This is a genomic window from Paraneptunicella aestuarii, from assembly GCF_019900845.1.
Taxonomy (GTDB): Bacteria; Pseudomonadota; Gammaproteobacteria; order Enterobacterales; family Alteromonadaceae; genus Paraneptunicella; species Paraneptunicella aestuarii.
On record NZ_CP074570.1, the window covers coordinates 2126763 to 2147827 of the forward strand.

General features: G+C 45.1%; 15 protein-coding genes. 12 read left to right on the top strand and 3 right to left on the bottom strand.

Translation table 11 applies throughout. The features are described 5' to 3' along the window. Positions 1-9: 9 nt before the first annotated feature. The 3 genes from edd to KIH87_RS08825 are packed head-to-tail and all read left to right on the top strand — an operon-like array spanning position 10 to position 3458. Positions 10-1839 carry a phosphogluconate dehydratase gene (edd, locus tag KIH87_RS08815; RefSeq protein ID WP_232361455.1) on the top strand — a complete coding sequence of 610 codons (1830 nt, stop codon included), beginning with the start codon at positions 10-12 and terminating at the stop codon, positions 1837-1839. Beyond that, positions 1836-2789 carry a glucokinase gene (locus KIH87_RS08820; RefSeq protein WP_232361163.1) on the top strand — a complete coding sequence of 318 codons (954 nt, stop codon included), beginning with the start codon at positions 1836-1838 and terminating at the stop codon, positions 2787-2789. The genes edd and KIH87_RS08820 overlap by 4 nt, the downstream gene beginning before the upstream one ends. Before the next feature lie 6 nt (positions 2790-2795). Further along, positions 2796-3458: a bifunctional 4-hydroxy-2-oxoglutarate aldolase/2-dehydro-3-deoxy-phosphogluconate aldolase gene (locus KIH87_RS08825; RefSeq protein ID WP_232361164.1), complete on the top strand. Its 663-nt coding sequence runs from the start codon at positions 2796-2798 to the stop codon at positions 3456-3458. Positions 3459-3732: 274 nt separating this feature from the next. On the opposite strand, the gene KIH87_RS08830 is transcribed toward KIH87_RS08825, so the two are convergent. Continuing rightward, a complete protein-coding gene (locus KIH87_RS08830) occupies positions 3733-4584 on the bottom strand; it encodes a D-hexose-6-phosphate mutarotase (protein ID WP_232361165.1) in 852 nt (283 codons plus the stop codon). A gap of 112 nt (positions 4585-4696) precedes the next feature. Then, positions 4697-5692: a type I glyceraldehyde-3-phosphate dehydrogenase gene (gene gap, locus KIH87_RS08835; protein WP_232361166.1), complete on the bottom strand. Its 996-nt coding sequence runs from the start codon at positions 5690-5692 to the stop codon at positions 4697-4699. 238 nt (positions 5693-5930) lie between these two features. Between gap and malQ the strand changes: the two genes are divergently transcribed. The 5 genes from malQ (at position 5931) to msrB (ending at position 14600) form a co-directional block, all read left to right on the top strand. Then, the gene (gene malQ, locus KIH87_RS08840; protein WP_232361167.1) at positions 5931-8132 is read left to right on the top strand and encodes a 4-alpha-glucanotransferase; all 2202 of its coding nucleotides are present in this window, start codon (positions 5931-5933) and stop codon (positions 8130-8132) included. A gap of 96 nt (positions 8133-8228) precedes the next feature. Beyond that, positions 8229-10421 (top strand): 1,4-alpha-glucan branching protein GlgB, encoded by a 2193-nt coding sequence (gene glgB / locus KIH87_RS08845; protein ID WP_232361168.1) that lies wholly within the window; start codon positions 8229-8231, stop codon positions 10419-10421. Between the two features lie 2 nt (positions 10422-10423). Continuing rightward, positions 10424-12490 (top strand): glycogen debranching protein GlgX, encoded by a 2067-nt coding sequence (gene glgX / locus KIH87_RS08850; protein WP_232361169.1) that lies wholly within the window; start codon positions 10424-10426, stop codon positions 12488-12490. A 113-nt stretch (positions 12491-12603) separates the two neighbouring features. Beyond that, entirely contained in the window at positions 12604-14142 is a 1539-nt protein-coding gene (gndA, locus tag KIH87_RS08855) for an NADP-dependent phosphogluconate dehydrogenase (protein ID WP_232361170.1), read from the top strand. Between the two features lie 74 nt (positions 14143-14216). Continuing rightward, positions 14217-14600, top strand: coding sequence for a peptide-methionine (R)-S-oxide reductase MsrB (gene msrB / locus KIH87_RS08860; protein WP_232361171.1), 384 nt, complete (start codon positions 14217-14219; stop codon positions 14598-14600). A gap of 188 nt (positions 14601-14788) precedes the next feature. Here the strand turns inward: msrB and KIH87_RS08865 are convergent, their stop codons facing one another. Next, complete coding sequence (locus tag KIH87_RS08865) at positions 14789-15583, bottom strand: DUF2989 domain-containing protein (protein ID WP_232361172.1); 795 nt, start codon at positions 15581-15583, stop codon at positions 14789-14791. 240 nt (positions 15584-15823) lie between these two features. Between KIH87_RS08865 and KIH87_RS08870 the strand changes: the two genes are divergently transcribed. From KIH87_RS08870 to KIH87_RS08885, 4 genes are all read left to right on the top strand, one after another. After that, positions 15824-17278 (top strand): glyceraldehyde-3-phosphate dehydrogenase, encoded by a 1455-nt coding sequence (locus KIH87_RS08870; protein WP_232361173.1) that lies wholly within the window; start codon positions 15824-15826, stop codon positions 17276-17278. 151 nt (positions 17279-17429) lie between these two features. Then, a complete protein-coding gene (locus tag KIH87_RS08875) occupies positions 17430-17954 on the top strand; it encodes a TlpA family protein disulfide reductase (protein WP_232361174.1) in 525 nt (174 codons plus the stop codon). A 111-nt stretch (positions 17955-18065) separates the two neighbouring features. After that, positions 18066-19193, top strand: coding sequence for a M14 family metallopeptidase (locus KIH87_RS08880; RefSeq protein ID WP_232361175.1), 1128 nt, complete (start codon positions 18066-18068; stop codon positions 19191-19193). 97 nt (positions 19194-19290) lie between these two features. Continuing rightward, entirely contained in the window at positions 19291-20976 is a 1686-nt protein-coding gene (locus KIH87_RS08885; protein ID WP_232361176.1) for an alanine/glycine:cation symporter family protein, read from the top strand. Positions 20977-21065: the final 89 nt, after the last annotated feature.

A 21065-nucleotide genomic window follows, 5' to 3' on the forward strand; every position in this document is an offset into this window, starting at 1 on the left:
GAGATAATGATGAATTCCACCATCCTGGAAGTGACCGAACGCATTATTGAACGCAGTAAACGTTCGAGACAGGCGTATTTGGATAAAATTGAACACGCACGTCGTAAAGGGCCACACCGGGGTGTTTTATCATGTGGAAACCTCGCTCACGGGTTTGCCGCTTGCAGTAAGGAAGACAAAACCTCTTTGACCAATATGGTAAAAGCCAATATCGGTATTGTGTCTTCTTACAATGATATGTTGTCGGCGCATCAGCCTTATGAAACGTATCCTCAGCAAATTAAAGAAGCGGTGGCTTCTGTTGGCGGCGTAGCCCAGTTTGCTGGCGCAGTACCTGCTATGTGTGACGGTGTTACACAAGGTAATCCGGGCATGGATTTAAGTTTGATGAGCCGCGATATTATTGCGCAATCTGCTGCTGTCGCGTTATCTCACAATATGTTCGATGGTGCCTTGATGCTGGGGATTTGCGACAAGATCGTCCCCGGGCTATTGATGGCGTCATTAAGCTTTGGTCATTTGCCTACCGTATTTGTACCTGCTGGCCCTATGCCTTCTGGTATTCCTAATAAGGAAAAAGCCCGTATTCGTCAGGCCTTTGCAGAAGGTAAAGTCGGTCGCGACCAGCTGCTGGAAGCTGAGTCTAAATCTTATCATTCAGCCGGTACTTGTACCTTCTACGGTACGGCAAATAGTAACCAGTTGATTGTGGAATTGATGGGCTTACATTTGCCAGGTTCTTCATTTGTTAATCCGGGTACGCCTTTACGTTATGAATTAACCAATGCTGCTGCTCGCCAAGTTACTCGTTTAACGGATCTGGGTGCGGATTACATGCCGATTGGTCATATCGTTGATGCCAAATCTATCGTTAATGGCTTGGTAGGCTTGCTTGCCACTGGTGGTTCAACTAATCACACCATGCATATGATCGCTGTTGCTCGTGCTGCGGGTTATCACATTAACTGGGATGATTTCTCTGATATCTCCAAATCAGTGCCTTTGATTACACGCATTTACCCTAACGGTTCGGCTGACATTAACCATTTCACTGCCGCGGGTGGCATGGCCTTGTTGTTCAAACAGCTGTTAGATGCCGGTTTGTTGCATAACGACGTTAATACGGTTTGTGGCCGTGGATTAGAGAAGTACACCCAAGAGCCCAAGTTAGTTGATGGTCAGTTGGAATGGCAAGCCGGGCCAACAGAATCATTCGACCCCGAAGTCGTTGCGACAGTAGACAAACCCTTTAAGCCGGATGGCGGTGTTTGTGTTCTGAATGGCAACCTGGGTCGTGGTGTTATCAAAACTTCTGCGCTACGCGATGGTGCCGGCATTATTACTGCGCCAGCGGTGGTGTTTGAAGATCAGTTTGAATTGGATGCGGCGTTTAAAGCCGGCGATTTGGATAAAGACTGCATTGTGGTGGTTCGTTTCCAGGGGCCAAAAGCCATTGGTATGCCTGAACTTCATCGCTTAACGCCTCCGCTGGGAGTATTGCAGGATCGTGGCTTTAAAGTGGCTTTGGTTACTGATGGTCGTATGTCGGGGGCGTCGGGCAAAGTGCCTGCTGCTATTCACGTTACGCCGGAAGCTTACGACGGCGGTATGCTGGCTAAGGTTCAAAATGGCGACGTGATTGAGTTGAATTCCCAGACCGGCGAATTAATTCTTCATGTATCCGATGAAGAATTAGCGAAGCGTGATCCGAAACAAGCCGACCTTGCTCATCATCAAGTAGGTATGGGGAGAGAGTTATTTGCTGGTGTGCGCGCTTCTCTGACTGGTGCAGAAGAAGGTGCATGTTCATTATTCGGAGCTCAGGAGCAAGTATTGTGAGCGGTCGTTTTGTTGCTGATGTCGGTGGCACCAACATTCGTTTGGCTAGAGAAGTACACGGCGAACTCATTGATATTAAAAAGTATTTATGCAAGGACTACGACACCATTGCGGATGTCATTCAACTGTATTTCGATCAGTTTCCCGACATTCGCTTTCGTGCGGGCTGTATAGGTATTGCCTGCCCTGTTATTGAAGACAGAGTCAAGATGACCAATCACCATTGGCAATTTTCCATACAGGAATTGAAAGCTAACTTGCGCCTGGATTGGTTAGGCGTGATCAACGATTACGATGCGGTAGCGATGTCATTGCCCGTACTTAAACCTGAACAGAAGAAGCAAATTGGCGGCGGTGAAGCCCGTGTTAACGGCAATATCGCGGTATTTGGTCCTGGTACAGGCTTAGGTGTTGGACATCTGGTGAATACGGGTTCACGTTGGCAGCCTCTGGATGGTGAAGGTGGTCACGTTGACTTTGCGCCTGTCGATGAAACCGATTTGATTGTTTGGCGCTTCCTACGTGAGAAATATGGTTATGCCTCTGCGGAAGAAGTGATGTCTGGACGGGGTTTGGTTCAGATTTACCAAGCGTTGGCGCAGCATCAAGGCGTACCAGCCGAGTTCACTGAACCTTCTGATGTGAGCAAACATGCGGTTGCAGGAACCTGCAAGCTATGTGAAGCCGCGTTAAATCAGTTTTGCGCCAACATGGGAACCTTTGCCGGTAATTTGGCATTGAACTTGGGAACTCATGGCGGGGTTTACATTGCTGGTGGCATAACTCAACGCTTTGTTGATTTTCTGGAAGCCAGCGATTTTAGAAAGCGTTTCGAAGCAAAAGGGCGCTTTAGTCAATATGTTTCAGCGATACCAACGTTTGTTATCACCGAACCTGATCACGGGTTATTGGGTGCCGCTGCTTACTTGGAACAGTATTTTAAGGGCTAGTAGATTATGCAAAATAAAAATTGGAAGAGATCTGCCGAAGAGATTTTCTCACAAGGCCCTGTTGTACCGGTCTTGGTAGTAAAAGACGTTGAGTATGCCGTTCCTATGGCAAAGGCGTTGTTAGCGGGCGGCATTAAGGTGTTGGAAGTAACGTTACGTACACCGGTTGCGCTGGACGTGATTTCTGTGATTGCCAGAGAAGTCCCTGAGGCCATTGTTGGTGCGGGTACGGTGATCAATGCTGAGCAGTTAAAGCAGGTTCAGGAAGCGGGCGCACAGTTTGCTATCAGCCCGGGGATGACTAAAGAATTGCTGCAAGCGGGGAATACGGGGGATATCGCATTGATCCCGGGAATTTCCTCCATTTCTGAACTCATGAGCGGAATTGATTTGGGCTACGACCATTTCAAATTCTTCCCGGCGGAATCTTCGGGTGGCGTTAAAGCGATTAAATCCATTGGTGGCCCATTCCCGAATGTGGTGTTCTGCCCGACAGGCGGCATTGATGCTAACAACTATCTGGATTACCTGGCTTTGCCGAATATTCGTTGTGTAGGCGGTTCATGGTTAGTGCCGGAAGATGCATTGAAATCGGGCGATTATGATCGTATTACCAAGCTGGCTCAGGATGCCATTGCGGGTGCGGCCCAACTGGATAAAGCAAGCTAAATAGCTATTCCAAACTATCAGTCAGCAACAGAAAGTTTTGAGCAGACCCTCAGCCGCAGGGAAGCGGCTGTGGAGCCTCAATGGATTGATTCACGGCGAGTCTGCGATAAATTTCTGTGGCTGACTTGCAGTTAAGTACACTTATTTAGATAAAGCGAGCTGGATCTCAGCTAAGTATCAGTTGCATTTCACATTGAGGCGTTAATGGATAGTGAGCCCAAGCGCCTCAATGCATTCTTGTCTTTAGTTTTCTTTCTATTTATTTCTTATCAGCTCAGGAAATTCGCTGGATTAGCTGGTGCTGCTCCCCAGGAACAATGCTCAACTCCTGAGTTACTGCTGCTTCAATGCACACAAATTTCACATAATCCGCATCTGGTATATTGCTAACTTTGCGAGCTTCTTCCTGCCATGGGTTCCAAATCACAATGCTGTCATGGCCTTCCTGAGTTATTTCTGTTTTTTGGCTACCGTCATGATTACACAGGGCAATGGCGCGTGAATCGCTGTAGTGAATACGGTCGGTTTCTTCACTGAGTTGATAATTCGACGGAGTTGTAAAGCGATTCATTGCGCGGGTTTTATCCAGATATTCACCGGTCACACCATAAATGAAGTAGCTTGAAAGGTCATCAACGGCAAAGTAGGTATGTAATGCAGCAGTGATGTTAAAGGCTTCGTCGCCGATGTTTTCTGTGATTAGTTTGATTTCCAGTTCACTTGATACGGTGATCTCAACGGTAAGTTTGGCTGAATAAGGGAAGCCTTGCGCCGACGTATTGGGGCATTCAAGAACAAGATGGGTTCCGTTAGTATCCTCTTCACACGAAATCATTTGCCAATACTGATTACGCACAAAACCATGAGCAGGTAAAACAGAGCTTCCTTGAGGAAACTGATTGGCAAACCAGGGCCAGCAGAGTGGAGTGCCACCGCGAATGGTTTCACTGCCATCAAGATGGGTGAGGGGACTTAGCCATAAACGCTCTCGACCGTCGTGTTTGGGTACAAAGCTGAAAACCTGAGCGCCAAATAAAGACAACTTCATGCTGGCATGTTGGTTATCAATGCAGAGTATTTGATTGTTACCCTGTTGTTGTATTGACACTGATTGAGGCAATTCCATCGTGTTTTCCTTTTATTCTTCTATTTTGTCTTTTTAATAAAACGTGATCGCGCCCTCGTCAGACACGAAAAAGGCGGCTATAGGAGCCGCCTTTCGACATTATCTGGTTAGATTATTTGCTGATATGAGCAACTAAATCCAGAACTTTGTTTGAGTAGCCGATTTCGTTGTCGTACCAGGCAACCAGTTTTACAAAGTTGTCTGTGAGTGCGATACCCGCTTTGGCGTCGAAGATAGAGGTACGAGTGTCGCCAATGAAATCTTGAGAAACCACTTCGTCTTCGGTGTAACCCAAAATACCTTTTAGTTCGCCTTCAGACGCTTCTTTTACTGCTGCACAAATGGCTTCGTAGCTTGCGCCTTTTGCCAGGTTAACGGTTAGGTCAACCACAGATACATCGGCCGTTGGTACACGGAAAGACATACCGGTTAATTTGCCATTTAAATCAGGAATGACTTTACCTACTGCTTTTGCTGCGCCAGTAGAAGATGGGATGATGTTTTGGTAAGCACCACGACCACCACGCCAGTCTTTATGTGATGGGCCATCTACGGTTTTTTGTGTTGCTGTTACCGCGTGAACGGTTGTCATCAAGCCATCAACAATACCGAATTTGTCATGAATCACTTTTGCCAAAGGTGCCAGGCAGTTTGTGGTACACGAGGCGTTGGAAACAATCTCCTGACCGGCATAATCTTTGTCGTTAACACCCATTACAAACATCGGGGTGTCGTCTTTGGAAGGGGCTGACATCACGACTTTTTTCGCACCAGCTTGAAGGTGTTTGCGAGCTGTTTCGTCGGTCAGGAATAAACCGGTTGATTCAACAACAACCTCTGCGCCGATATCACCCCAAGCCAGATTTGCCGGATCTTTTTCTGCGGTTACGCGAATACCTTTACCATTAACAACTAACTGATTACCTTCTGCGACAACGTCACCGTTGAAACGGCCATGGGTTGAATCGTACTTCAACATATAGGCCATGTATTCAGGATCTAACAAGTCATTGATACCAACAATTTCAATGTCATCACGCGCCATTGCTGCACGAAAAACGAAGCGACCAATGCGTCCAAATCCGTTAATACCAACTTTTATTGCCATGGGAGCTTTCCTCGAAGGGTTATAATCAATAATCGATATGAAATAAAATTACAGAAAATTATGGATCAAATACAACTCAATAGCAAAAAATTTAGCTAAAATGTTGCTAAATTACAAATTTCCCTCGTGCAAATTACTTCATTTTGGAATATTGTAGGGCTTTTACAGACAACTATCTCCAGAAGATAGATTTGGCTATTGTTTGACTAAAAATAGCTCACAGGAAAGAAGAATCCAAATGACCTCCTCTGTTATCGAAAAACTAGTCGAGTTGCGTGGCATTGAATCCAATTATGTAGATGCATGGGGCAAACCTGCTAAGGTTAGCGAAGAAAGTAAAATCAAATTACTCCGCGTCATGGGCTACCAGGTCGATGATGAAAATACCCTGAAAGACCAATTACAAGAGCAAATTAACGAGAGCTGGATGTTGCCTTTAAATCCGGTGCAAGTAAACCGGGTAGGGGACACATTACTTACCGCAATCAGATTACCTATTGAACTGGTGAATGATTCTTTCATCCTTGATATCGAGACCGAGCAAGGTGAAAGAATGCAACAAAATTTTGTTCCCTCTGATGGCGAGCTGATTAATGTCACCCACATCGATGACGTAGAGTTTCAGGAATACATTGTTGATATCAATGGTGACTTGCCGCTTGGCTATCATACGGTCACGTTACGCTCTGATGATGGTGATCATCTTGCCGATATGCGTTTGGTTGTTGCACCGAAGAGCTGCTACAAACAAGAGGATATTGCTGCGGGCAAAAAAGTGTGGGGCTTAAGTGTTCAACTGTATTGTTTGCGTAGCGAAAACAACTGGGGTGTAGGTGACTTTTCTGATTTGTCTTATCTGCTGCAACAGGCCGGGCGTCAAGGTGCGCAATTTGTTGGTTTGAACCCTATTCATGCACTGTATCCTGCCAGCCCTGATAACTGTAGCCCGTATTCACCGTCTTCTCGCCGCTGGATTAACTTTATCTATCTGGATGTAACCAAAATAGAAGGTTATGAGCAGGAATCGGTACAGACGATAGTGAACAGTGCTGAGTTCAAAGCTTCCTTGAACCATGTTCGTAACATCGAGTATGTTGATTACGATGCTGTAACCCGTATGAAGTTACAGGTGTTGAATGCTATTTTTGATTATCAGTACGAAGCTTTTTTAAGCAAGAACAATGAAGTGTCGAAAGAATTTAAGGCTTTCGTTGAACAAGGCGGTGAAAGCCTGGACATGCTGGCTACCTATGATGCGATTCAAGAAGATTTGGCGACTCAAGGCAAAGCCTGTTGGGGATGGCCTGTTTTTCCAAAAGATGTAAACGAATACCACAACAAGGGTGTTGCCAAATTTAAGAAAGCCAATCTTAAACGTGTCACTTTTTATATGTTCTTGCAATGGCAAGCCGCCAAGCAGTTAGAGCAAGCCAATCAGACGGCCTTGGATTCAGGCATGAAGATTGGTATTTACCGTGATTTGGCGGTTGGTGTGAGTGAAGGCAGTGCGGAAATCTGGGGTAATCGTGATTTGTATGTGGTTGATGCCAGTGTTGGCGCGCCACCAGATGTACTCGGGCCGCTAGGACAGGATTGGGGTTTGCCTCCAATGGATCCTGATATTTTGTATCAGCAACGTTACCAGCCGATTATTGATTTATTCAGCACTAACATGCAGTCCAGCGGTGCGCTGCGTATAGATCATGTTATGGCACTGTTAAGATTGTGGTGGGTGACTAAGGGCGATAAACCCAGTGAAGGCGGTTATGTTTATTATCCGGTGGATGATTTACTGGGTATTTTGGCGCTGGAAAGTCATCGTAACCAGAGCCTGGTCATTGGTGAAGATTTGGGAACGGTTCCTGACGAAATTCGCGACAAGCTGGAAGAAAATGGTGTGCATTCGTATCGCGTATTCTTCTTCGAGCAATCAGAAGATGGTGGTTTCTTCTCTCCCAGCCATTACCCTGTGCAGTCAATGGCAACGCTAACAACTCATGATATGCCTACCTTGACCGGTTATTGGCATTGTCTGGATTTGGAGTTGGGCAAAGAATTGAATTTGTATCCAAGCGAAGAAGTATTGGCGCAGTTATATACCAGTCGTCATGACAATAAACAGCAGATTCTGGACAGCTTGCATGGACATCAGTCTATTCCTGAGTGGACGCCACATTCAGTGGATCAACTGGGTATGCATAAAGAATTGAACCACGGTATGCAATATCACATGGCAAAAGGCTCAAGTGCATTATTGAGTCTACAATTGGAAGATTGGTTAGAAATGGATAAGCCGGTGAATATTCCGGGAACGTGCAATGAGTATCCAAACTGGAAGCGTAAATTGACTCGTAACCTTGAACAGATCTTCACCGATCCTGTTTTGAATAGTTTGGCTCTTGGATTAACTGAAACCCGAAACAAGGTGTCAGAGCAATAGCGTTCAATCGTGTTTATTAAGAGCCGACCATCTAAACCGGGATTCCTATATCCCGGTTTGACTTTTTGCAATCAGTAACAGTGTAAGTAAAGAATTATGCAAATTGAGCAACAACTTCAACAAGCCAGGTGTCCATTCCCTTTCGAGTTTCTTGGTCTTCATAAAACGGAAGAGGGGTTCATTTTAAGGGCTTGGTTGCCTCATGCCGAGTCGGTTTCAGCGACGAATCTGGAAACCGGAGCTGATCTTGGGGAATTACAGAAGCAGGGTGAACTTGATTTGTTTGTGGCTGAGTTGTCTGATTGTCAGGAACATTTTCTATATTCTTTTCAGGTCACGACGGCGAATGGCGTTCATGAAGTGATCGACCCCTACCAGTTTGAGGCTCAGGCATATCATGCTGTGCATTACGTCGATCATCATCCTGAGAATGTCTATAACCAGCTTGGTGCTCAATTAATTGAATTGCATGTAGGTCTGAAAGACGGTGTGAAAGGAACACGATTTGCTGTGTTCGCCCCCAATGCTTCTGCGGTTTCGGTGATTGGTGATTTTAACTGGTGGAATGGTGCTTGCCATCCCATGCAAAAAACCGATATGGGGTATTGGGTCTTGTTTGTTCCGGGTGTGAATGCTGGTGTTCAATACAAGTATCAGATTAAGGACAAACACGGGCATCAATTACCTCACAAAGCCGACCCCGTTGGTTTCTATTCTCATCAATATCCTTCTTTAGCATCGGAAGTCTTTGATCAGAATGGCTATCAGTGGCAAGACCAGGCGTGGATGGAGCGTGAATCACCTAATTTGTACAGCTCGGCAATGAGTATATATGAAGTGCATTTAGGTTCCTGGCGACGCCATATCAATGAAGATGGCACATCGCGTTCACTGACTTATCGAGAGCTTGCAGAACAGTTAATTCCCTATGTGAAAGACATGGGCTTTACTCACATTGAAATGCTGCCGGTTTCAGAACACCCTTTTGATGGTTCCTGGGGCTATCAGCCTGTTGGCTTGTTTTCACCTACCAGTCGATTTGGTACGCCAGACGATTTCAAATACTTCGTTGATCAGTGTCACCAAAACGGGATTGGCGTGATCATGGATTGGGTGCCTGCTCATTTTCCAGAAGACGGTCATGGCTTGGCGCGATTCGATGGTACTCATTTGTATGAGTACGAAGATCCCCGTAAAGGCTGGCATCCTGACTGGAATTCATGCATCTACGATTACGGTAAAGACACGGTACGCCAGTTTCTGGTAGCTAACGCGTTGTTTTGGGTGGATAAGTTTCATATTGACGGGTTGCGAGTGGATGCCGTGGCATCGATGTTGTATCTGGATTATTCCCGTAAAGAAGGGGAGTGGATCCCGAATATTGATGGTGGCAACAAAAACTACGAAGCCATTAGTTTGTTGCAGTGGATGAATAAGGAAGTGTATGACAAGTTTCCGAAATCATTCACGGTAGCAGAAGAATCAACGGCTTTTCCCAAAGTATCTCGCCCGGTTTACGAAGGTGGTTTGGGATTCGGCTTTAAGTGGAATATGGGCTGGATGCACGATTCCTTACACTTCATTTCCAAAGATCCGGCTTATCGCAGCCATCATCACAACGAAATTACGTTCAGCTTGGTATATGCCTTCGATGAGAACTTCGTTTTACCCATTTCTCATGATGAAGTGGTGCATGGTAAAGGTTCTTTATTACGCAAGATGCCCGGTGACGAGTGGCAGCAAGCCGCGAATTTACGTTGTTACACCGCCTTCATGTATGGACATCCGGGCAAGAAACTCAATTTCATGGGCAACGAAATCGGTCAACCCGAAGAGTGGAACCATTCCAGTTCCCTAAGCTGGCATTTATTGGATTATGACAAACACAGAGGAGCACACGCTCTGTTTCGTTCCGTCAATCATTTGTATGCTACGTTACCTGCTTTGCATGACATGGACGGGGAATCAGACGGCTTTGAGTGGATTGATCATCATAACCATGAGCAAAGTATTTTGGCGTTTGTTAGAAAATCACGAGATGGAAAACAAAAGGTGTATGTGATCAGCAATTTCACTCCTGTACCAAGAGAAAACATGCGCTTTGGTGTGCTTGATGATGGTGAATATCAGCAAGTCTTGAATACCGATGAGGGGCAATATTGGGGCAGTGATTATACTGTGAATCACCATTTGCATTCTGAACATGAGCCTTGTCATGGGCGTCCACGTTCCATTCGTTTGACTTTGCCGCCTTTGGCAACGCTCTACATTGTGTACAACGAGGTTTAGCCATGGTTCATCCCTGGAGTATTACACACGGAAATCCTTACCCTCACGGTGCGACAGTGACGCCGGAAGGTTGTAACTTCGCCGTGCATAGCCCTAATGCGCAAGAAGTGGAACTGTGCTTGTTTGATGCTGAAACGCAAGAGTTAGTACAAGTGATTTCCATGCCTGCCAAAACTGGAAAAGTATGGCACTGCCATGTGGTGGGCGTTGCTGCGGGCGACCTATATGGATACAGGGTAAAAGGGCATTGTCAGCCTGAACTGGGCTTTTGTTTTGATCCTGACAAGTTGTTGATCGATCCTTACGCCAAGCGCCTTAGTCATAGTTTGATGTGGGACAGAAAGCGCTACGAGAATGACAACGAAGCCATGATGTCCAAGTGTGTGGTGACCGATCATCAGTTTGATTGGTTAGGAACAGAAAAGCCTTTTACCGCATTAAAAGACACCGTGATTTACGAAGCGCATGTTAAAGGATTAACTGAACGTTTCCCGGAAGTACCGGAAAAACATCGTGGTAAGTTTCTTGGAATATGTGACCCGGCGGTGATTGCACATTTGAAGCAACTGGGTGTCACTGCTATTCAATTGTTACCTGTGGCAGCTTCTATGTCGGAGCCTTACATTGCTGAAAAAGGATTGAGCAATTATTGGGGATATAATCCGCTTAATTTCTTTGCTCCTGATCCTCGTTTTGCGGTTAATGATCCGGTTTGTGAATTTAAAACCATGGTTCGAAGCTTACACGCAGAAGGCATTGAAGTGATTTTGGATGTGGTGTTTAACCATACCGCCGAAGGTAATCAGGACGGCCCTATGTTGTCTTTTAAAGGCTTCGACAACAGCGCTTTTTACCTGTTTGAGCACAATGATTACGGCGGTAATAACTACAATTATTACAGCAATAATTCCGGTTGTGGTAACAGTGTCAATACAGCGCATCATTATCCACTTCGAATGGTATTGGACGCTTTGCGTTACTGGTATCAGGAAATGGGCGTTGATGGTTTCCGCTTCGATTTGGCTGCCAGTTTAGGCCGTGAACCTCACGAATTTTCCAATAATTCCGGCTTTTTCAGGGCATTACGACAGGATCCGGTATTGCAGCCTGCGAAATTGATCGCCGAGCCTTGGGATGTTGGAGTGGGTGGCTATCGTTTGGGGCAGTTTCCCAGTAACTGGTTGGAATGCAACGACAAGTACCGGGATAACGTTCGTGCTTTTTGGCGCGGTGATAAAGGGATTACTGCGGAGTTTGCTACTCGCCTGTTAGGTTCCCGAGATGTATTCCGCAAGAATCATCGTTGTCCGCATACCTCGGTTAACTACATTACTTATCACGACGGTTTCACCTTGCAGGATGTTGTCAGTTACAACGAACGACATAACGAGGCGAACAGAGAACAAAATCGTGATGGACACGGGCACAATGTGTCGGCGAATTATGGCATTGAAGGGGAAACCGATAACCGCAATATCATCCTCAAGCGTGAGCGACAAAAGCGTAATATGATCGCGACGCTGTTTTTGTCTCAGGGTGTACCGCATTTTCTGGGCGGTGATGAACTGAGCCGAACTCAGCTTGGCAATAACAATGCTTATTGTCAGGATAACGAAATTAGCTGGTTCGATTGGATATTGGATGAGAGAAAACGGGATTTTCTGGATTTTTGTACCCGAATGATTGCATTACGTAAAGGTAGTCATTTGTTGAACAATTTGAATCTGGAAGATGATAATTATTACAACCATTACAACATTTCCAGTGTGGGTTGGTATCGGCCAGACGGGCAATGTAAGGTGGTTGATGATTGGCATGATTATGACAATCAAGCTTTCGCTGTGGAGTTTAAAGGTGAAGGTGAGCTTCAGGAGCACTGGTTTATTTTATTCAATGCCAGTGATCATGATGTGAAGTTTAATTTGCCGGAGTTGGATAAACAGCATCAATGGCGTTTGGAGATGGATACTCGTTATCAAAAGTCACAGGACATTCCAAACATTGCTATCGCAAAGGAGTTTATTCAGGCTTACAAAAGTATTGGGATATTTTTGAAGTGTCAGGCGTAGGCTTGACTGGCATTTGTCAGTATAATCCGCGCCTTTCTTGCCATGTGTGTAAGAGCATGCCTCTGCGACACAACCACTAACTTACAACATTCCGGGAATTTAAGGTATTCATCATGGGAACACCAACGAATAACCAGCTATGCGATATTGGTTTTATTGGCTTGGGAGTAATGGGGAAAAACCTCGCATTAAACCTTGCTGATAATGGCTACAAGATTGCTTGTTTTGACTTAGATAAAGATAAAGTGGCAGATGCAATCGCTCAGGATAAAGCTGAAAATCCTGACGGTGAGCCTCGTTTAATGGCTTGTAGCTCGTATACCGAGCTATTGAACATGCTAACCAAGCCTCATTTGATTATGTTGTCGGTGCCTGCGGGGGAGCCTGTTGATCACGTTTGTCATCGTTTAATTGATGCCGGTATTAGACCTGATGATATCGTCATTGATACCGGAAATAGTTTGTGGACAGATTCTGTTGAGCGTGAAGCTCAATACAAAGGCAAGTTCATTTTCTTTTCTACTGCCGTTTCAGGTGGAGAGCAGGGCGCGCGCTTTGGGCCTTCTCTTATGCCCAGTGGCGACCCTTATGCATGGACTCGCATCGAACCCGTGTTTGAAGCGATTGCGGCTAAGGTCGATCCTCAAACGGGCAGACCTATCGAAGATTATGCTCCTGGTAAGCCCGTGAAAGAAGGCGAACCTTGTGCAACATACATTGGCTCTGTCGGTGCGGGGCATTATGTGAAAATGGTACACAATGGTATCGAATATGCCGACATGCAGTTGATCTGTGAGGCTTATCAGATATTGCGTGAAGGTTTAGGGTTACAACCTAAAGAGATCGCCGCTATTTTCCGTGAATGGAACGAGGGATGCCTTAACAGCTACCTGATTGGCATCAGCGCAGAAGTGCTGGAAGAAGATGATCAGGAAACCGGTAAGCCTTTGGTGGATGTGATCATGGATAGAGCCGGACAGAAAGGCACGGGTTTATGGACTGCAGTGAGTGCATTGCAAGTGGGCAGCCCCGCAACCACCATCACTCAAGCGGTATTTTCCCGAGCTTTGTCCAGTTTTAAACAAGAACGGGTTGATGCTTCGAAAGTGCTTACCAAGCCTGAGCCTGCGACATTTTCCAATAGTGACCATAAGCAAGTGATTGAAGCGTTGCGTGACGCGTTATATTGCTCGAAAATTTGTGCCTATGCGCAAGGTTTTCAATTGATGGATATTGCTTCCAAAGAGCATGGCTGGTCATTGGATTTTGCGGGCATTGCCAAAATTTGGCGTGCCGGCTGTATTATTCGAGCTGTGTTTTTGCAGTCTATTGCGAATGCTTATGAGAACAACGATGGCTTGAAAAATCTGCTATTGGATCCATTTTTTGTTGAACAGATTGGCAAGTTCCAGCACAACTGGCGTCGTACTGTGGCTGATGCCATTATGATGGGTATACCTTGTTCAGCTATGGCTTCGGCATTGAACTATTATGATTCCTATCGTTGTGAGACTTTGCCTGCTAACTTATTACAGGGGCAACGTGACTTTTTCGGTGCGCATACCTTTTCCCGAATAGATCAACCCGTTGCTAAAAAATACCATGTTGAATGGAGCAAGCCTGGAAGGCCGCAGTATCAAATTAAGTGTTAATAGCAGGTTTGCTTTACTCGTTGGTTGTTCCCTGAGCGTGTTAATCTTTACAGGTTATTCATAAAGGAGGGCGAATGAAGTTAAGTGACGAACAATGGCGTGAAAAACTCACTGACGAGGAATATCGGGTTTGTCGTAAAGCGGGGACGGAGCTTCCTTATTCCGGGCAGTTACTCAATGTGTTTGAGCCGGGGGTTTACGAGTGTAAATGCTGTGGCAGTCAGCTTTTTTCCTCATTACATAAGTTTGATGCGGGGTGTGGCTGGCCGTCATTTTTTGATGAGGCTGTGCCGGGAAATATCGATTACAGGGAAGATTTGAGTCACGGCATGGAAAGAGTGGAGATTGTTTGTCATAACTGTGATGCTCATTTAGGGCATGTGTTTGAGGATGGGCCACGACCTACCGGAAAACGTTATTGTGTCAATTCGGTTTCAATATCATTTACACCTGAATAAGTAATCTGCATATTCTTTTTATTAGCTCTGAAGCCCTGTCTATACAGGGCTTTTGTGTTTTTGATGAAGCCATTCAACAGGTTAATTTATAAAATGGGATACTGGCATTTTTGCTTGCAATCTTTTCTTTACAAAAGCATTGAAAATTCGCTGAAAATGACTGAAATGAAATTCATTTTCAACTTGGGTTAATTAGGTGCTCTAAATTCACCAGATTTGATTGCATCAACATAATCGTCGGCGGTGTCTTCCAGCGCTCCAATATTGCCCCCGGTTTGTCTTACCAGTGCTTCAATTTGAGACAAATCCAGTTTTTCCACTTTGAACTCGCGGGCAATATATCCCCAGATAAAGGCTTTTGGGTAGTCTTCCAGTTTCACAAAAATGCTGGTTAAACTGTTAAAAATTTCTGAGTCGATTTCGTCGTTGGCACGATAAAGTTCAAGTGCGTGGTAAAGCGTTTGAATGGTTTTTTCCCGATCGTTTTTAACGTAATAGGTGGCTAAAGCGATTTGCATTTCTGGCGATTCCAGCAATTCACTGTCTCTGTAGGCTAAAAATTCTTTCAAATGTTCTTCGCTGCCAAAGCGTGACCAATGGTAGTAGAGTAGGCGTGGATCCTTTGATTCTTGCGTGTCCCGGGCGAGTTTGCGGAGTTCTTTGTCGGCGGTGATCAACCCGGCAACGCGTCCGGATTTCTTTTCTTTCAGTTTTATGTGTTCGATTTGTGAGGCTTTGGCGATGCACTGTTTGTACTCTTCAAAATTGAGTAACAGTTCATATTTCCATCCGTCACTGGGTTGTTTCAGATTGTTGTAGCGGTTCTTGATGATCTTGGATTTTTCAGCGCGACACCAGGCATCTGAATTAAGGTCTTCGCACATTTGAGGATATTGCTCGCAAATTTCTGTGATACCTATTTCGGAGAATTTATCGCAGCCGCTTAATAACAGAGTGCCAAATATCAGGCTAATTAAACGCATGTTTACCCACTTATATTGTTTAAAAAATTGTTTGAAAAATTACGTAAAAAAGTCCCTTAAACGTTAGCTTTCGCAATATTCTGAAACTTTTCAACAATTTGGAACATATCCTAACATTTCTTAAAATAGCCGCCATTTTTCTGATAAGCAATATTGAATATCACTATTCGGGGCACAGAAGCGTTGGGAAATGGATAGCCAAACGCATACCCCAATTACTCAAGAGGTAGTTAATCAGCAATGAACCAACAGTATGAGCAAGCCCTTTTAAATAGTTGGCAGGAAAGACAAGAGTACGCAGAGCAAATGTTGCCTGTGCTGGGTAAGCTCTATCGCGATAAAGCCGTAGAGTTCACTATTTTTGGCAAGCCTCTTCTCGGAGCCAGTGTCATTGATATCATCAAGGCTCATCGTAGTGTGAGATTGTATCGCGCGGAAAAGCTGAAATTACGTTATAGCTGGTCATTGCTCGAAGTATTAAGCAAGATGGACTTGGCTCCTGCCAAAATCGATCTTGGTAAGCTGGCTTACGGTTACTACCACGAAGATAAAGGTCAGGGCGGTGACATTCAGGCATATCTTGAAAAAGAACTTGTCAGCATTGTCGGCAATGAAGATTCTCACGCACCGCAAGATGTTGTTCTTTACGGTTTTGGTCGTATTGGACGTTTGTTGGCGCGTTTGTTGATTAACCGTCAGGGCAAAAGCAACAAGCTTCGCTTGCGCGCTATCGTTGTTCGTGGTGGTAAAGACGGTGATTTGGAAAAACGTGCCAGCTTGCTGCGCCGTGATTCTGTTCATGGCCCCTTTAACGGTAGTATCACAGTAGATAAAGAGCGTTCGGCGTTAAAAGCCAACGGTGCATTTATTCAGGTGATTTACGCGGATAAGCCGGAAGATGTTGATTACACTCAGTACGGCATCGACAATGCGCTGGTTATTGATAATACAGGCGCATGGCGTGATGAAGCGGGTCTTAAACGTCATTTGCAATCCAAAGGCGCAGCTAAAGTGCTTCTGACTGCACCTGGCAAAGGTGATATCAAGAACATCGTTTATGGTGTAAACCAGGATGATATCCTTGATTCAGATGTGATTATGTCTGCCGCGAGCTGTACAACCAATGCCATTACACCAGTGTTAAAAGCGCTGGATGAGAAATTTGGTATTGTAAATGGTCACGTTGAAACGGTTCATTCATATACCAATGACCAAAACCTGATTGATAACTACCACAAGGCTGATCGCCGTGGGCGTAGTGCGCCAATGAACATGGTTATTACCGAAACGGGGGCTGCGAAAGCGGTGGCTAAAGCGTATCCAAAATTAAAAGGTAAGCTGACTGGGAATGCGATTCGTGTTCCTACGCCCAATGTGTCTATGGCGATCCTGAACCTGAATATGAAACAGGAAGTGAGCAAGGAAGAAATTAATAGCTATTTAAGAGAAATGTCCATGTTCTCTGATCTGCAAGATCAGATCGATTACACGGCATCAACAGAGATCGTCTCTACCGACTTGGTAGGTTCTCGTGCGGCCTGCGTTGTTGATTCTCAGGCGACGATTACGTCGGGTGATCGCGCTACAATGTATTTGTGGTACGACAACGAATATGGCTATAGCTGTCAGGTGGTTCGTGTGGCATTGAAAATGGCTGGGCTGACTTTTGAAAGCCTTCCTCAATGGCAATCATAGATAAAAACCGATAGTATTCGAGCTCATGCAGAGAAGAGGCATTAACGCCTCTTCTTTTTTGTCTGATATCCAAAACTCGTTTGCTATAAATTTCTATGGGTGACTGACAATTAAACACATCTATTTAGTTTGTATGGAAACATCTTCGTTTATGCCTTTATCTAAAAAAGCCCTGCGCTGGATCGGTAAATTTGCACTGGAAATATTGATTGTTCTGGCTGTGATTGTGGCGGTTCAGAATTGGCGTGCCAAAGATATGCTGGAAACCGATGGCAGCGTGGAGGTTCAGCCCGTTACCGCAGTGACGCTTGCGGGCAATACGGTTGAGTTATTTAATGAGGCGCACGTAGATAAAACCACTCTGGTTTATTTCTTTGCTCCCTGGTGTTCTATCTGTTCAGTCAGTATTGGCAGCCTGGAAAATCTGGATAGAGACAAGCTCAATATCGTTGTGATTGCGCTTGATTACCAAGCCAGTGAAGAGGTGCAGGCGTTTGTGGATGAACACGAAATGACATTTGATGTTGTTATGGGAAACAGTGCAATCGCAAAGCAATTCGAGATTCGAGGATATCCCAGTTACTACCTGTTGAATAAACAGCAAAAAGTAATTGGCAGACATTTTGGGTTTACGACATCATTTCATATTAAATTACAGAACTGGCTAACTTCATAAGTACCATTTCCAAGGTCAGAGTACAAAATGCTCCGGAAACAAAGCTCATGGGATGGCATGTACTTCGTTTTGTGCTAGATTAGCCCGTCATTGCTAACACGGATAACTAGAATGAGAATAAGTTGCAATTTTGACAGCGGGAATATCGAAGTGCTCCGCGCTGAACAACCTCAAGACATTCAACTTCGTATACGTAAAGATAACCTGTCTGATTTTCATCAGTGGTTCCACTTCCGACTGGAATCTGAGCCGATGGTTAGCCATAAATTAACCATCGTTGATTTAGACAAAACCGCTTATCCCGAAGGCTGGCCAGGCTATGAAGCTGTGGCATCCTATGATCGCGTCGAGTGGTTTAGAGTGCCTACTGAAGTGAAAGGCTCTGAATTAATCATTGAACACACTCCGGAACAAGACGCGACTTACTTCGCATACTTTGCCCCATATTCCTATGAACAGCATCTGGATTTATTGGCATGGGCGCAAAATGATTTCAACTGCCGCTTAATTCATTTGGGCGAAACGCTGGATGGACGTGATATGTCTGTGTTGCGTGTCGGCACGCCGGATGAAGGCAAACGCACAATCTGGATCACTGCTCGCCAGCATCCTGGTGAAACCATGGCTGAGTGGTTGGTGGAAGGTTTGCTGGAGCGTTTGCTCAATGAAGAAGATGGCGTTGCTCGCAGTTTGTTGGATAAAGCCGTTTTCTATATTGTGCCTAATATGAACCCTGATGGTTCCGTTAGAGGACATTTAAGAACCAATGCAAAAGGCGTGAACCTGAATCGAGAATGGCAAACGCCAACTCTGGAGAGTAGCCCGGAAGTTTATTATGTTCTGAACAAGATGCAGGAAACGGGCGTTGACCTTTACCTTGATGTTCACGGTGATGAAGCCATTCCTTATAACTTTGTGGCGGGCTGCGAAGGTAATCCCGGTTACAGTGACCGAATTGCGTCATTGGAAGAACAATTTAAGCAAGTTTTGATTCAAGTGACGCCTGAGTTTCAGGATTCACATGGTTATGACAAGGATGAACCTGGCAAGGCTAATATGACAGTGGCATCAAATGCTGTTGGTGAGCGTTTTGATTGTTTGTCTTTTACCCTGGAAATGCCGTTTAAGGATAATAATGACTTGCCTGATCCTGCTTATGGTTGGTCGCCTGAGAGGAGTAAGCAGTTAGGTGCAGATGTGTTAGTTGCTATACGTGGTGTGGTAGCAAATTTACGTTAATCTCGCAGCGTTCAAGCACTTGGTTGATGTGATGTTTTTTACAGGCATTCTACCCGCGTTTGAACGATGAATATAAGAAGAACAAGAGGAATATAGTTTGGAAGCGTTCGGCAATTTTTTACTGCTACTTGATGGTTATTTAGGTAGCTCTGCTTGGTTTCCCTATGCCTTACTTGGTGTAGGTTTGTTTTTCACTATTTACTTGAAGTTTCCTCAAGTGCGTTATTTTGGTCATGCCATTGACGTAGTGAGAGGAAAATATGATCGCAAGGGCGATCCGGGTGATACTTCTCACTTTCAGGCTTTAGCCACTGCGCTTTCCGGTACTGTGGGTACAGGGAATATCAGTGGTGTTGCTTTGGCCATATTCTTAGGTGGGCCAGCGGCATTATTCTGGATGTGGGTAACGGCATTTCTTGGTATGACGACCAAGTTTGTTGAGGTAACTCTGTCTCACAAATACCGTGTTCAAACAGAAGATGGCACTATGGCTGGTGGCCCCATGTATTACATGGATCGTCGCTTAAACATGAAGTGGTTGGCGGTTGGTTTTGCCATTGCGACGGTAATCAGTTCTTTCGGTACTGGAAGTTTGCCGCAGATCAACGGTATTTCGACCAGTATGGAAGCCACTTTCGGTATTGAACCCATGCTAACCGGCGGTGTTCTGGCGGTATTGCTGGCCTTGGTTATTCTGGGTGGTATTAAGCGCATTGCAGCCTTTACTTCTCGTGTTGTTCCTTTCATGGCTGCGGTTTATATCATCGGCGCTATGGCGGTTATTTTGTATAACATTGAGAATGTTATTCCTTCCTTTATTTCAGTCTTCCGTGACGCTTTTACAGGCTCTGCCGCAGCAGGTGGCTTCCTGGGAGCCAGCTTTGCTTATGCCTTTAACCGTGGTGTAAACCGTGGTTTGTTCTCAAACGAAGCTGGGCAGGGGTCTGCACCTATTGCTCACGCATCGGCAAAAGCCCATGAACCCGTGTCGGAAGGGGTTGTATCCATTCTGGAACCTTTCATTGATACCCTGATTATTTGTACGTTGACCGGATTGGTTATCTTGTCTTCCGGGGTATGGAATGAGAAGTTTGAGAACGAGTTCGATCGCACCGATATGGTCATTGTTGCTGGGCTGTACGCGCAAAACAATGAATCCGATCGAAAGGAGCTATATGGATTCCTGAATGAATCAGGCGAAAACTCCGTTGCTAAATATAATGGTTCGATCGAAGTGGTTGGTGGTAAGCCGCTCAACAAAGATTTCACCATCATTAACGCTCGTTCTATTGCGGAAGATGTCACTTTTAGTGTCGGCAATCAGGAAGATGTGTATACGGGCGAGTTAAAAGTCGTTGATGGTAAGCTGGTGAAACAGAACGTGATCGTAACCGGGAAATCCCTGATCCACTCTGCCAAGTTGACAACCAAAGCCTTTACTCGCGGGTTCTTTGGTGATTCCGGGCAGTATATTGTTTCCCTTGGACTATTGTTATTTGCCTTCTCGACGGCAATCTCATGGTCTTACTATGGCGACCGTGCCATGACTTATCTGCTCGGTCCACGTTCAGTTATGCCGTATCGTGTATTCTACGTGGCTGGCTTTTTCTGGGCATCATTCTCTGATACTACGCTGGTTTGGTATTTGTCTTATGTCGCCATTGTGGTAATGACATTACCTAACCTGTTTGGCATTTTCCTGTTACGTAAAGAAATGCGCGAAACAGTGAAAGAGTATTGGGATGAACTGGAAAAAGATAAGGCTCAGAAAACCAATAGTTAAATTTCTAGTTATAACTTGTTGGCCTGATATTCCTTCAGGCCAACAAGTTGATTCAAAAAAGGCGCTAAATCGGTTATAGTGCGCGGTGT